Annotated in this window: 9 protein-coding genes; 6 read left to right on the top strand and 3 right to left on the bottom strand. The window is 41.9% G+C overall.

All coding sequences use genetic code 11. The features are described from left to right. Positions 1 to 202: 202 nt before the first annotated feature. From C9J46_RS11315 to C9J46_RS11295, 5 genes are all read left to right on the top strand, one after another. Positions 203 to 1,435 (top strand): exonuclease SbcCD subunit D C-terminal domain-containing protein, encoded by a 1,233-nt coding sequence (locus tag C9J46_RS11315; protein ID WP_107247360.1) that lies wholly within the window; start codon positions 203 to 205, stop codon positions 1,433 to 1,435. Positions 1,436 to 1,449: 14 nt separating this feature from the next. After that, a complete protein-coding gene (locus tag C9J46_RS11310) occupies positions 1,450 to 5,247 on the top strand; it encodes an AAA family ATPase (RefSeq protein WP_107290903.1) in 3,798 nt (1,265 codons plus the stop codon). A gap of 187 nt (positions 5,248 to 5,434) precedes the next feature. Continuing rightward, on the top strand, positions 5,435 to 6,124 hold the full coding sequence (phoB, locus tag C9J46_RS11305) for a phosphate regulon transcriptional regulator PhoB (RefSeq protein WP_005369349.1): 690 nt from the start codon (positions 5,435 to 5,437) through the stop codon (positions 6,122 to 6,124). 159 nt (positions 6,125 to 6,283) lie between these two features. Beyond that, on the top strand, positions 6,284 to 7,615 hold the full coding sequence (gene phoR / locus C9J46_RS11300) for a phosphate regulon sensor histidine kinase PhoR (protein ID WP_107247362.1): 1,332 nt from the start codon (positions 6,284 to 6,286) through the stop codon (positions 7,613 to 7,615). Between the two features lie 14 nt (positions 7,616 to 7,629). Beyond that, a complete protein-coding gene (locus C9J46_RS11295; RefSeq protein WP_233217656.1) occupies positions 7,630 to 8,640 on the top strand; it encodes a PstS family phosphate ABC transporter substrate-binding protein in 1,011 nt (336 codons plus the stop codon). Between the two features lie 97 nt (positions 8,641 to 8,737). Here C9J46_RS11295 and ppx read toward each other — a convergent pair whose 3' ends face one another. From ppx to C9J46_RS11280, 3 genes are all read right to left on the bottom strand, one after another. Then, complete coding sequence (gene ppx, locus C9J46_RS11290) at positions 8,738 to 10,258, bottom strand: exopolyphosphatase (protein ID WP_107205965.1); 1,521 nt, start codon at positions 10,256 to 10,258, stop codon at positions 8,738 to 8,740. 1 nt (position 10,259) lies between these two features. Next, the gene (gene ppk1 / locus C9J46_RS11285; protein ID WP_107205966.1) at positions 10,260 to 12,347 is read right to left on the bottom strand and encodes a polyphosphate kinase 1; all 2,088 of its coding nucleotides are present in this window, start codon (positions 12,345 to 12,347) and stop codon (positions 10,260 to 10,262) included. Between the two features lie 121 nt (positions 12,348 to 12,468). After that, on the bottom strand, positions 12,469 to 12,969 hold the full coding sequence (locus C9J46_RS11280) for a glycine cleavage system protein R (RefSeq protein ID WP_107205967.1): 501 nt from the start codon (positions 12,967 to 12,969) through the stop codon (positions 12,469 to 12,471). Between the two features lie 287 nt (positions 12,970 to 13,256). Here C9J46_RS11280 and C9J46_RS11275 point away from each other — a divergent pair, with 287 nt between their 5' ends. Then, the gene (locus tag C9J46_RS11275; protein ID WP_107260012.1) at positions 13,257 to 15,488 is read left to right on the top strand and encodes an ABC transporter permease subunit; all 2,232 of its coding nucleotides are present in this window, start codon (positions 13,257 to 13,259) and stop codon (positions 15,486 to 15,488) included. Positions 15,489 to 15,493: the final 5 nt, after the last annotated feature.

Here is a 15,493-nt window from a genome sequence, read left to right as displayed (position 1 = left end):
CTAAAACAACACTAAAAGTTTTTTAAATTTTTTTAATTTTTAACACTTTAAACTACATCATTCTCCAAAACTAACTCCCTGACTTATTTATCAAAAATAAAATTCCGTGATAGCTGTGTAAGGCAGTGAAATAGCAGATGTGGTTTGGCAGATCTCACGGTACAATCAGCAGATTATTTCTGGCTAGGTTGCGCATTATATTATGAAAATTATCCATACCTCTGACTGGCACTTAGGGCATCAACTCCACGGTTATAACCGCGACTATGAACATCAAGCGTTCTTAGATTGGTTAGCCGATGAACTTGAAGCTCAGCAAGCGGATGCCTTATTAGTTGCTGGTGATATTTTTGATACTGCCAATCCGCCAGCCAGCGCATGGCGCATGTTGTATCGCTTTTTGGCGAAAGTGTCGAAAACCCTACCGAATTTAGATGTGGTGATGATTGGCGGTAACCATGATTCACCAAGCAAGCTTGATGCGCCTCATGAACTATTAAAAGCCTTTGATTTGCATATGGTTGGAGGTATCCATCGCTTAGAAGATGGCACCTTAGATGTTAAGCGTATGCTGGTGCCTATCACTAATAAAGATAAACAAACTGCCGCGTATGTATTAGCTGTGCCGTTTTTGCGCAGCGCAGATTTACGTACCGATAACCTTGATGAAAACGAAGACCGCTTAATTAAAGGGGTAGAAGTGCTATATAGCGATATGACCCAAGCCGCCCGTGAATTGCTTGCGCCAGAACAAGCGATGATCGGCATGGGACACGCGTATATGGCATCAGGGCAATTATCTGAAATGTCAGAACGTCGTGTACTTGGCGGTAATCAACATGCGCTACCAGCCTCAATTTTTGCTGATGACATGGGTTATGTCGCGCTTGGACATTTGCATTTAGCCCAAAAAGTGGCGAAGAAAGAGCATGTGCGTTATAGCGGATCGCCGATTCCACTATCGATGTCAGAGCGTAATTATAACCACCAAATTTTAGCAGTAGAGTTTGATGGTAGTGACGTTAAAGCGATTGAAGAGATCAGTATTCCTCGCTGTGTCGATATGCTTAAAGTGCCAACAAAACCCGCGCCGTTAGATGAAGTGTTAGCCGCATTAAAAGCCTTACCTGACGATGAATTGCCACGTGAGCAACAACCCTTTTTAGAAGTGCATGTGTTGCTTGATAAACCACAAGCCCTCTTGCGTGAAAAAGTGCTGCAAGCATTAGAAGGCAAATCTGTTCGCCTTGCCAAAATTACGCCTCATTACAGCCAACGCGAGCAACAAGATAGCTTGCAACACCGTCGATTATCAGAGGTGTCGCCACAACAAGTGTTCGCATTAAGTTGGAATAAGAAATTCGATGGTGAGCCAACCGAAGCAATGGCTGAAGCGTTTGAAACCCTATTAACCCAAGTTGAAGAACAAGAATAAGAGAGATAATAACAATGAAAATCCTTGCGCTTCGTGGTGAAAATTTAGCGAGTTTACAAACCAAATTTGAGATTGATTTTGCGGGTGGCAGATTAGGCGATGCTGGCTTGTTTGCGATCACAGGTAAAACAGGGGCAGGTAAATCAACCTTGCTCGATGCGATTTGTTTGGCGTTGTTTGATCGTATTCCGCGTTTGCAATCAAACAAAAAGAACGATGCTGAAATCGGTCGTGATGATGAAGATAACCGCATCAAAGCCAATGATGTGCGTAGTATTTTATCGCGCGGTAAAGGTGAAGGTTTTGCCGAAGTCGATTTTATTGCCAATGATGGTTCACATTGGCGTTCGCATTGGCATGTTCGTCGTGCGCGTGGTCGTGCAGAAGGCAAAATTCAAGCCGCTGAACAGTGGTTAGAAAACATTGAAACAGGGCAGCGTTTCGCGGGTAAAAAACAAGAACTACAAGCAGAAATTGAAAAGCTGATTGGCTTGAGCTTCGATCAGTTTCGTCGTGCTGTGATGTTGCCACAAGGCGAATTCGCGGCATTTCTAAAAGCAGGGGCTGATGAACGTGCAGCACTGTTAGAGCGTATGACGGGCGGTGAAATTTACGGTCGATTATCCATTGCAGCTTATGAACGTGCTAAAGATGAAAAGCTCAAACTGACGCAACTTCAAGGTAAGTTAGGTGATATCGCACTGTTAACTGACGAAGAGCGCGAAGCATTAAATACTCAATTGGTCAGTGCTCGTGAACAAGTAAATAGCCAGCAACAAAAGTTAGAGCAACTAAAACAGCATCAAGATGTGTTGGTGAATGCTGAAAAACTGACGCAGCGTATTGGTGAAAGTGAGCAGCAGTTAGTACAAGCCAAGCAAGACCAACAATTAGCCGCGCCGCGTTATCTGCAATTGACAAAATATGAGCAAGCACTGCCTGCCCGCGGTGATTTCACGCTATTAACCCAAGCGCAGCAACAAGTGCTCAAGTGGCAGCAATCACTACAATCAGCGACCGCTGAATTAACGGCTAAGCAGCAACAACAAGGGCAATTACAAACGAGTGTTGAGCAAAGCCAGCAGCAATTAGCGCAAAAACAACAGCTGTTAACCGATCTTGAACCAAAGCTAAAACAGGCGGCAAGTATTGAGCAAAAGCGTGATGCTTTACAGCAGCAAAGCGCAGAGTTACAGCAGCAATTAGCTGGCTTAAATAAAGACCTCACGATCCAGCGTGAGCAACTTGCGAGTAAGCAACAACAACAACACGCCGCCCAGTTACAACAGCAACAAGTGACCGCTGCATTGGCTCAAACGCAAGGGGTAAAAGCCTTGGCTGAGCAGCAAAATGCGATTAAAGATAACATCAGCCAGTATCAACAAGCGCAAAGCCAAATTGCACAGCTGCAAACTGACATAAAACAGCGTGAAACAACATTAACGAGCGTGGCGCAGCAGCAGATCCAATTGGATAAACAGCTTTCTGCATTGGATCAGCAAAAGCTGCAATTAACGCAGCAAACTGCTGAGCACGATCTAACGGCATTAGAGCAATTACAAGATCAAGAACGCCAGCATTACGCTACATATCAGCAATTAAGTAGTAAGCTAAAAGAGAGTTTATTCGGCCTAGATAAATGGCATGGTTTGCTTCAACAGCGCGATAAATCTCAGCTTCAGCAGCAAGGTTTAGTGACGAATATTGCTAGCTGTGAGCAACGTTTGGCGGCATTAGCGCCTGAGTTATTACAATTAGATGCTCAGCATAAAGAAGTAGAGCTTCAGCTAAACCAAAGCCGTGCTGTCATGAGCTTAAATGACTATCGCGAGCAGCTTGTTGAAGGTGAAGCTTGCCCACTGTGTGGCTCTGAAAATCATCCTTATCAGCAGCATAATCCGCAAGTTGAAAGCATTATTAGCCAACAACAACAGCGATTACAGCAATTAGCCCAGCAATTACAAGATGCTAATGCCGAGCAGCGCCAGCTAACTCAATCTGTCTTGCAAGAGAAGCAACGTCACACTGATATTGAGCAAGAAATTGCAGGTTTTAATAATACGATTCAGACGTTAGTTAACCAGCAGCAATGCCATTGGACCGATCTTATGGCAACGGATCTAAATGCCATTACTTTGACTGAAATTACCTTATCGACTGATAGCGATGTAGCTCAGCTTTCTCATTATCAAGCACATTGGTCACAAGCAGTCGATGATGCTAAATCGCAAATGCAGCAGATTAAAGTTCAGGGTGAGCAGCGCAAAGTGCTGATTGAAGAAGTCAAGCAACAGCAGCTTCAATTACAGCAATTAACTAAGCAAGAAGCGGATCTGAAAGAGCAAGGCTATCTGCTAACTCAGCAGCAAACTCAAGCGCAAGAACAATGTAATGCGTTTACAGCACAAGCTAATAATGTGCAAAACGTGATAGCTGAAAGACAGCAGGCGTTAATGACAATCTATGGTAATGATGCATGGATAAATGCATTAGCTCAGCAAGGTAAAGCGGACTTTATTGCCGATTTAGAGTACCAAGTTCAGCAATATCAAACCAATGTTGAGCAACAATTACTGCTTGAAAAACAACTGACAGAGCTTGCACCAGTGCTCGCGACGCTAACCAATAGCGTTCAGCATGGTGAGCAACAAGCCGATGAGTTAACGGCAAAAGTAGCCCGTCTTGCGAAAGAGCAACAGGTTTGTTGGCAACAACGTATTGAGCTTATTGGCGATCAGCCACTCGATACGATTGAACGCTCAGCCAAAGCCGATGTTGACGCACAGCAGCAACAATGCCAACAGCGACAAACACAATTAAACCAATTGGCAGAAGTGATTGCCGCAGAGTTAACCAAACAGCAGAACGCGACCCAACAATTAGCAGAATCTGAAACGGCGCAACAGAATCTACAACAAGTGTGGCAAGCATGGTTGGAAAAACTCGCGTTAACAGAAGCTGAATTAACGGCGTTATTAAGTCACGATGAGGCATGGTTACAGCAAGAGCGCAGTGAGCTAAAACAGCTAGAGCAAGCGGTGTCGCAAGGCGAAACTATTGTTAAAGAAAGACAGCAAGCACAGGTTGATTATCAGCCGACGGTTGAATTAGCCAAGCAGTGGTTTAGTGAACATGACATTGGTGATGACGCCTCAACTCAACAGCAATTGTTTAACCAATGGCAGACGGAAAAATCGCAACTTGATGATCAAGTCTTCCAATTACGTCAGCGTTTAGATTTAGGCGAACAAGCGGAAAAACAAGCTGGCGATCTTCGCTCAGCATTAGCGACCCAGCAAACGCAAACCGAGCTATGGATAGAAATGAGCGATTTAATCGGATCGGCTACGGGTAATAAATTCCGTACCTTGGCTCAAGGATTAACACTGCAACAGTTAGTGATTAATGCCAACCATCACTTGCAAGATCTTGCGCCACGTTATGCGTTACAACCGGTACCGGGAAGCCCGTTGGCGTTGCAGGTTATCGATCATGATATGGGCGATGAAGTACGTAGTGTGGAATCGCTTTCGGGGGGCGAGAGTTTCTTAGTGTCGTTGTCTTTGGCTTTAGCCTTGGCATCACTGGCGGCAGATACGCGACAACTCGGCTCTCTGTTTATTGATGAAGGATTTGGTACCCTAGATCCTGATAGTTTAGAAATGGCATTAGCCTGTTTGGATGCACTTCAAGCGGATGGTCGACAAATTGGTGTTATTTCCCATGTAGGCACTTTAGTTGAACGTATCGGGGTGCAAGTGGCTGTTGAAGCACAAGGGGGGGGGCGTAGTCATATTGCCATAAAAGGTTAATATAAATACGCATTAACTCATTGTAATTATTTAATATTCATATCATTATTTTATAAAATATGAGAGTGTTTAAATGATACATATTCAACTTAGTTTATACTTTTATTACAATAAGTCACAAAAGTGTAATATTAAGAACACATAATGGCGCTTGTCAGATGAAGCAAACGACTAGGTATATTTGATTATGGTAAGACGGATTCTTGTGGTAGAAGATGAAGCTCCAATTCGTGAAATGTTATGTTTCGTGTTGGAGCAAAAGGGCTATCAAGCGATCGAAGCTGAGGACTATGACACAGCGCTAGAAAAAATGTGCGAACCATATCCTGAACTTATTCTCATGGACTGGATGTTACCCGGTGGTTCAGGTATTAACCTGATCAAACACCTTAAGCGCGATGAACTTACACGCCAAATCCCTGTTGTAATGTTAACAGCACGTGGTGAGGAAGAAGATAAAGTTCGTGGTCTTGAAGTAGGTGCGGATGATTACATCACTAAACCATTCTCTCCAAAAGAGTTAATGGCACGCTTAAAAGCGGTTATGCGTCGTGTGTCACCAACAGCATTAGATGATGTAATTGATGTGCAAGGGCTGAAATTAGATCCTGTATCGCACCGTGTAACATCGGATGATGAACCATTAGAGATGGGCCCAACAGAGTTTAAAATGCTGCACTTCTTTATGACGCACCAAGAGCGCGTTTATAGTCGTGAACAGCTACTCAACAATGTTTGGGGCACTAACGTTTATGTTGAAGATCGTACTGTGGATGTTCATATTCGTCGTTTACGTAAAGCGTTAGAATCAGGTGGGCACGATAAGATGGTGCAAACGGTACGTGGAGCGGGTTATCGCTTCTCAACTCGCCCATAGTAGTGATTCACAACCCACACTCGGGTTGACTATATAAAGAAAAATACGAGCCTTCATCCATTATCGCAGTTCGATAAGGTTGGAGGTTGTGTTGTTTGTACGAGTAAAGAAATTTAATGTAACGGATCCATACCATAACTCCGTTACAAGGAGTAAAGCATGGTCGAAAGATTGTCATGGAAAAAATTGGTATGGGAGTTAATTCTGTTTTATCTACCGTGGATCATCCTTGGTCTGATTTTCGGTTATTTACCATGGTTTTTACTCGTCGCAACGTGGATTCAACTGATTTGGCATTTCCACAATCAATTGAAAATGTCTGATTGGTTATGGAAAGATCGTAGCCTTACTCCTCCTTCTGGTTCTGGTAGTTGGGAGCCGCTATTTAATGGCATGTATCGTTTACAACAACGTAATCGTCGCCGCCGTAAAGAATTAACCACCCTAATTCGTCGTTTCCGTAATGGTGCTGAATCGTTACCCGATGCAGTTGTTGTATTCCGCAGTGAAGGCAATATCGTTTGGTGCAATAAATTAGCGCAGCAATTATTGGGCTTACGTTGGCCTGATGATGCGGGTCAACCTATTAGTAACTTATTAAGAAGCCCTGATTTTGTTCGTTTTCTGGCAAGACAGTCTTTTGATACGCCATTAGAAATCACTTCACCAATGAACTATGACCGCACCTTAGAGCTGCGGATCATGCGTTATACCGAAGGTGAGTATTTGATGGCGGTACGTGATGTATCTCAGCTTAAGCAGCTTGAAGGTATGCGTCGTAATTTCTTTGCTAATGTTTCTCACGAATTGCGCACGCCAATGACGGTGCTGCAAGGTTATCTTGAAATGTCGTCAGATCCTGACATGCTATCGGGACCAATGTGGGATCGTGCACATGGGGTGATGACGGAGCAATTAGCGCGAATGAATGCGCTAGTTGAACAGTTATTAACCTTGTCAAAAATTGAAGCAGCTCCAACCATTGAGTTAGAGGAAGTGGTCGATGTACCTGCGATGTTAGATATTTTAGAAAAAGAAGCGATCTCACTCAGTGGGGATAAAAATCAGCATTTTAATTTTGAGATTGATCAGAGCTTAAGTGTCTTAGGAGATGATGATCAGCTACGTAGTGCGATTTCTAATTTGGTTTATAACGCGGTTAAACATACTCCAAGTGATGCTGATATTACGGTTCGTTGGTATCGCTCGCCTAACGGTGCAAGATTAGAAGTAACAGATAGTGGTGAGGGCATTGAAGCTCAGCATATTCATCGCTTAACAGAGCGTTTCTATCGTGTGGATAAAGCCCGTTCACGTGAAACTGGCGGTAGTGGTTTGGGACTGGCGATTGTTAAACATGCTTTGAGCCATCATGACTCCCATTTAGAAATTGAAAGTGAGCTTGAAAAGGGCAGTACCTTTGCATTTACACTGCCGTCTCGATTAATTGCAGATAACACTCAAACGGCTGAATTAGCCGATGATATTTAGAAGTGATTAAAGAGATGAAATGTATAAGTAAGCGATTGAAATCTTTTACTGGGGTATTGTTGTTATTACTGGCTGGCAGCGCTCAGGCTGAAACTGAAACATCCAGTATAGAAACATCAAGCGTTAAAGCTGTAGAGCCAAGCTTATTGCCTTATCAGAAAGTGAGCGGCATTTCCGGTAACTTGTCGTCAGTTGGTTCAGATACCTTGGCGAACTTAATGACTTATTGGGCGGAAGAATTTAAACGTCGCTATCCAAACATCAATATTCAAATTCAAACGGCAGGGTCATCAACAGCGCCAACCGCATTAATTGAAGCGACAGCGCAACTTGGCCCGATGAGCCGAGCAATGAAAAACAAAGAAATTGAAGCATTTGAGCAAGAGTATGGTTATAAACCGACTGCGATTAAAGTTGCCGTTGATGCGCTTGCGGTGTTTGTGCATGAAGATAATCCATTAAAGGGGATTAACTTTGAGCAGTTAGATGCGATTTATTCACAAACCTTACGTTGTGGTGCATTAAAACCTATTACCAAATGGGGACAGCTAGGCTTGCCGGGTAGCTGGAAAGATCGTGGTATTCAGATCTATGGACGAAATTCAGTTTCAGGGACCTATGGCTATTTTAAAAAACATGCGCTATGTCGAGGGGATTTTCGTAACAATGTTAATGAGCAACCGGGATCGGCATCGGTTGTACAATCGGTATCAACTTCATTAAATGCGATTGGTTATTCCGGGATAGGCTATAAAACGACAGGGATTAAAGCGATACCTGTGGCGCGTGAAGGAGATGATTATGTTGAAGCGACGATTGAGAATTCAGTCAGTGGTCATTACCCATTATCCCGCTTTTTATATATTTATGTTAATAAACACCCGAACAAGCCGTTAGCACCGATGGAAGGGGAATTTTTGCGGTTTATTCTATCGAGTGACGGCCAGAAAATTGTTCAAAAAGACGGTTATATTCCGTTACCCGTAAAGGTTGTTGAACAAAATATGGCTGCGCTTGGGCTGTAACTGTAGTTGATGTTTACTGCCTAATAAGCTAAGTAGAAATGGTTAATTGACAACGCCAGCATTTCGCTGGCGTTGTTGTTTTAGCTGTTAGGTATAACTATGAGTCACTCAATTCATTAACTTCTAGCATCCATCCCGCTTTATGCCAATATTCTTGTTCCGTTCGCATATCTGCTGCGAGTAATTTATTTTCTGATGTCCAACCTTTAGGTAAGGTTAATTGCCAGTGCTCTTTATCGGCATTCACTTTTATATGTGGTAATGGTTCATCACTGCGCTGCCCATTTAACACCACGGCAATACGCAAGGTACGAATTAACGGGTAAAGATGTTTACGTTTATAGATGGTCAACTCGGGCATTTCTGTCAGTTTTAATGTTTTACGTTGATAGCGTACTAAGGTTGAAAGTACCGTTTGTTGTTCGATATTGAATCCTGGCATAGTGCTATATCGAAGTAAGTAAGCACTATGGCGATGAAATCCGGGATAGCTTATATTTAGCCCAACTTCATGAAGTAACGCACCCCATGATAGCAAGGTCGATAATTCGTTTTTGTTCATTCCTGGTTGAGTATCTATTTGATCGTAAATATCAATCGCAGTTGTTTGAACACGTTTCGCTTGTGTGGTGTCGATATTGTATTGTTTTGCCATTGCATCAGCAGTACGAATACGGATATCACTGTGACGGAATCGTTGCTCCATTTCATACAGTAACCCCTCGCGTAATGCGCCACTGGAAAAATGCATATCATCAATATCAAGCGCTTCAAACACAGCACTTAAGATCGCTACTCCAGCGGCAAAAACAGGCTTTCTCTCATCGGTTAAGCCCGGAAGTTCGAGATCATCTTGATGTTTAAAGGTGCTAATTTGATCAAGTAATCGGTTTAAACGAGATGATGTGATCACGCCATCGCTATGACCTTGAGCGATTAATACTTCACGGATAGCTTTAATGGTGCCAGACGAACCTAAGGTTTTATCCCATCCAATATCGGTATATTTACTGGCGATACTTTCAAGCTTCTGGCGTGCTGCAAGTTGGGCCGCCGCAATATTTTTACGGCTGAGTTTTCCATTAGAAAAAAAGAGTTTGTTGTAGCTTACACACCCCATATGCTTGCTATATAAAATATGGGTATCAAATTCTTCACCAATGACTAATTCAGTGCTGCCGCCACCGATATCGATCACCAGTTTTTTACCTTTATCGGGTTGGGTATGTGCAACGCCAAGATAAATTAAGCGGGCTTCTTCTGTTCCGGGAATGATCTCGATGGGGAAGGGTAAAATACGCTCAGCTCGTTGGAGAAAAATATGGGCATTTTGCGCCTGACGTAATGTGTACGTTGCCGCGATACGGACATTTTCAGGTTTAAAGCCTTGCAGTCTTTCGGCAAACATTGCAAGGCAGCTTAAGCCGCGATTCATGGCGGCTTGATCAAGGTTTAAATGTTTATCAAGCCCAGATGCAAGGTGGACTCTTTGTTTATGACGGCTGACAATTTGAAGGCTTTGACCAACAATGCGAGCCACAACCATATGAAAGCTATTTGAACCGATATCGATAGCTGCTATTTCGCGAGGTTGTGGCGAAGAATTAGTTTTTGTCATTTTATTTCTCTGTTTTTTCAGCGTGCTTTTTCAGTTTTTTCTCGCTGTGTTTCAGATAATCATAAATTGCCGTTTGTGAGCGAATTTTTCGTCTATTACCACGCGGTACATAATGGTTATGCATGCCTTCATCGATAATACGTGCTTTGACAGTATCGCAAAGTTGGATATTAAGAATATCGATAATACGTTGTTTTAACACCGGTGAATTAATAGGGCACCCGACTTCAATACGATTATCAATATTCCGGCTCATCCAATCAGCTGATGAAATATAAACCTCAGTATCACCATTATTTTCAAATACCGCGACGCGAGGATGCTCTAGAAATCTGTCGATAATACTGATCGCGGTAATGTTGTCGCTGATCCCCTTAATCCCGGGAATTAATGAACACATACCTCGAACAATTAATTTGATTTTCACGCCGCTATTACTGGCTTGATATAGCATATTAATCAAACCTCTATCGACGAGGTTATTGACCTTAAGTGTAATACCTGATGGTAACTTTTGCTTAGCATGAGCTATTTCTCTATCAATGAGTTCATACAATCGAGAGCGAGAGTTACGCGGGGATACGATTAAATGGTTAAATTTAACGGGGCGATATGGGTTTGCGATATAAGCAAAGACTTGTTTTACTTCATCGGTAATGGCTTTTTCACAGGTTAGGAGTGAAAAGTCGGTATAAATTCGAGCGGTTTTTTCATTAAAGTTACCCGTACCGATATGCGCATATCGAACCAGCTCGCCTGATTCTTTACGGGTGATTAGGCAAAGTTTGGAGTGGATTTTTAACCCTGGCACACCAAAAATAACGTTTACTCCAGCCTCAGTGAGACGCCTTGCCCATTCAATATTGGCTTCTTCATCAAAGCGTGCTTGCAGTTCGACAACGACAGTTACACTCTTACCGTTGTTGGCAGCATCAATCATTGATTCAATAATGCGTGAGTTTTTAGCAACACGATAAATATTGATTTTAATGCTACGGACTTTGGGATCGTAAGAGGCTTGTCGTACCAACTCAGTTATATGACTAAAGGTGTGGTATGGGTAATACAATAAAATATCTTGCGCTTTGATGGCATCAAAGGCATTACGAGCCGATGTAAATTGATAGCTTTTAATTGGCGGAAGATCTTTGTTCTCTAAATAGCTTCTACCGACATTAGGGAAACCAATAAAGTCTTTAAAATTGTGATAACGGCCACCGGGGATCACACTGTCATAGCTTGATACTTGGAGTTTATCGCATAACACATTGATCATATCACCCGGCATATCACGTTGATATACAAAACGTACAGGCATCGCAGTTAGGCGTTGATTTAACCCTTCTGACATTTGTTCTAGCAAGCTGTGTTCAACTTCTTGGCTGAGATCGTATTCTGCATCGCGGGTCATTTTCATCGCAAATACGGCAAGTTCGTCATATTCAAAAAAGCCGTTGAATAAATCATCGATACAAAGTCGAATAATATTATCAAGCAAGATAAGGGTTTTATGACGTTTCCCTTTGGTTTTGGGTAATTGAACAAAACGGGGCAGTTGATCAGTTGGGATCTCTATTAACGCATAATGGGTTTCATGGTTTTTGGTCATAGCGACAGCAAGATAGGAGTATTCATCCTTGAGGACTTGCAGTATGTCGACATCGTCAGTAAGTAAAATCGGGGTAACATGGGGCAAAATGGTGTGTTGGAAATAATGTTTCAACCATGCTTTCTGGCTGTCTTCTAACTGTAATTCATTAACTAAAAAGATATGACGACGCGCCATTTCTAACAATATTTCATTGTATAGCGTATCAAAATCTTGATTTAGCTTTAGTACTCGACTTTGGATCTTGCTCAATAATTTTTTGGCTTGATCACTGCCACCTTGTGCTTCGTGAATTAAAATTTGGCGCTTCACATCAGCAAAGCGGACTTTGTAGAACTCATCTGTATTGCTGGAAAAAATACCGAGAAATCGTACTCGTTCAATGAGAGGAACAGACTTGTCTGCTGCTTCTTGTAATACTCGTTCGTTAAAAGAGAGCCAACTTAGCTCTTTTTCAATATATAGATTTTCGGTAGTCATGCGCGGTGTTCGTCCTTGTTACTTTGCATTATAAAACTAAGCTGTTTGTGGCAAATATAAGGTATTAGCGTTACAGTGAGATGTAAATTTGAGTGATTGTTTTATCAGCCAGATATTTAAATTATTGTTCAATATCTATGGTTAAATCATCGGCTAATAATTCTAATTGTTCTTGTACGGTATCCATGCTGAGATCGGTTGGCAGCTCGAGTTGAAATTGCGCGGTAAAAATCGGGTATCCCCAGTTAGGTGCGCTTTCCGTTTTCGTTTTGAGCTTGTAGATGTTTATGCCTAGTTGATGCAGATGGGTAGTGACGTCTTTAACAATCCCTAACCGATCATTACCTGTAACGGTTAATTTCTGCATTTGCTGTTGTGAGGAAGCTTTGATTTGTGCTTCTACAATGTGGATCTGCAACCCCGAAATTTGCGATAATGCATCGCTAAGTTGTTGAATGTGTTGAGGGGAAACTTCAACTTGAACAATCCCTGCAAATTGGCCACTTAGCTGAGTTAATGAACTTTTTAGCCAATTCGCATGGTTGTTATATACCGTGTCTGAAAGTTGCTCTACCAGTCCCGTTTTATCTTTACCTATAACAGTAATTATGAGTTGTTTCATTACAGCTCTCCTTATTTGTAATGGTTGTTGATGCCGTGACAATTAGCAACAAACTTATTGATACTTATCAATAATTATCCTAATAACCATTTATGCTGTCTATGGTTGGAATGGACATAAATGAGTAAATGCGTAAGTTGTCATGATTTATTGATTGTTAATGACATTCTCTTTCAGTTCTGATTTATAAATTTGTGCACTATGTGATTTTGAGTAATATCACCTGTAATAAAAGTGTCATGTAATAGAAATACACTTTAGTCCGTATAAATAGGTTTGAGGTAATAATGGCACACGCCAGTTCGTTTTTAATGGGAGAAAATCATCTTCGTCGAATGAAAGATAAGTTAGCGCGTTTAGGTGTGACGGCTGGCGGTATTTTTGTACTTGTAACCTTGGTACTGATTTTTTTCTATTTACTCTACGTTATTGTTCCTATTTTCTCTTCTGTTTCGGTTAAACCAACCTCCCAGTTCTCATTAACCTTGCCGGGGCACACTGCGCGAGTAGGCATTGATGATAGTAATACCTTAGCTTATCGTTTTACCACGGAAGGTCAGGTAGATTTTATCCGACTATCACCACCGCCAGCATCAGGACAGGTGATTAAACAACAGACACTTGTTAATGATCCTACTGCCGTTGCAACCAGTTTGCCGCGGGATGGATTGGTCGCCTATGCATTGGCGGGTGGCCAAGTAAAAATAGTGAAAGCTGATTTTAATTTCACGTTTGATCAAAACAAAAAGCAGCTATTTCCGGTTATTGATTACCCTGTTGGAAAAGCGTCATTATCTATCGTTGCCAAACAAGATATTATTGATAAATTAGCCATATCAGGGCGTGATAACACTATTATTTTAGCCGCTTATACTAACCAAGATAAACTCTCTGTGGTTAGGTTCTCTCATTCAGAAATGAGCGCAGCAGATGATAAAACATGGCACCAATTTCAATTTAATATTGATGATGTACCTGCGAGTGTTGAGCAGCTTGTATTAACGCCTGACGGTAAAACACTTTATGTTTTAAGTGGTAAAACACTCTTTACTTATTCTCTTCAACATCAGCACGCGGTATTGAGACAAACAACGAAACTCTCTAATGATAAAACAGTAACGCCTGAGCGGATTAATTTATTATCAGGGGCGAATTCCTTATTAGTAACAAACTCTAATAATACGATCACCCAATGGTTTGAAGTGGTCAAAGAGGGGAAACGTCAATTAGTGAAGGTGCGAGATTTCCTTTTTTCTTCTAGCCCTATTGTGAAAATCGTCCCTGAGTATTACCGCAAAGGCTTTTTTGTTATTCAACAAGATGGTCGAGTATCGGCTTATTATACCTCTGAGCGTGATGTGATTTATCAAGATCAGGTATTTGAGACTGTCCCTCAAGATATCGCTATATCACCAAAAGCGAATATGTTGCTCACGCTAGATAATGGTAAGTGGCAAACCTATAAAGTGAATAATTCCCATCCGGATATTGGTATTTCATCACTGTGGCAAGAAGTGTGGTACGAGGGATATCCTGAGCCTGATTATGTTTGGCAATCAACGTCAGCAAGTGACGAGTTTGAACCCAAATTAAGCTTGGTGCCGATTATTTTTGGCACATTGAAAGCTGCGTTTTTTTCGATGTTATTTGCGATACCGTTGGCACTGGCGGGGGCGATTTATACCGCTTACTTTATGTCCTCTAAAGTGCGTCGATTAATCAAGCCAACGATTGAATTAATGGAAGCTTTACCGACGGTGATCTTAGGTTTTTTAGCTGGAATTTGGCTTGCACCTATCGTTGATCAGAATCTGACTGGGGTTGCATTAAGCTTTATTACATTACCGATAAGCATGATTGTAATTGGTTTGATTTGGTCAATGTTACCTGGGCAATGGCGTTCACGTATCCCTCATGGTTTTCACATCGCTATTTTGATCCCGATGATCGTCTTGATAGGTTATGGCTGTTTTGCTGTTAGTCCTTGGTTGTCTCAGTGGCTATTTGGCAGCGATTTACAAAGTTATTTATCTCATCATTATGGTATTGGTTACGATCAACGTAATGCGTTAATTGTTGGTATCGCAATGGGGTTTGCGGTGATCCCCACTATTTTCACGATTGCAGAAGATGCAGTGTTCTCTGTCCCTAGCCATTTAACGAAAGGTTCTTTGGCATTGGGTGCGACGCAATGGCAAACCTTAACCAAAGTGGTTTTGCTAACAGCAAGCCCAGGTATTTTCTCGGCGGTAATGATGGGGCTAGGTCGAGCTGTTGGAGAAACGATGATTGTATTGATGGCGACGGGGAATACCCCTGTTATGGATTGGAATTTATTACAGGGCTTAAGAACATTGGCTGCAACCATTGCGATTGAAATGCCTGAATCGGAAGTGGCAAGTTCGCATTATCGCGTATTGTTTTTAGCGGCGTTTGTATTGTTCGTCTTTACCTTTGTATTCAATACAATCGCTGAGGTTGTGAGGCAACGTTTACGTGAAAAATACAGTTCACTATAAGAGAG

The sequence above is a fragment of the Photobacterium sp. GB-36 genome, assembly GCF_003026135.1.
In the GTDB taxonomy this organism is placed as follows: domain Bacteria; phylum Pseudomonadota; class Gammaproteobacteria; order Enterobacterales; family Vibrionaceae; genus Photobacterium.
The sequence above is the reverse complement of the archived record's forward strand: the minus strand, read 5'-3'. Positions and strand labels throughout refer to the sequence as shown.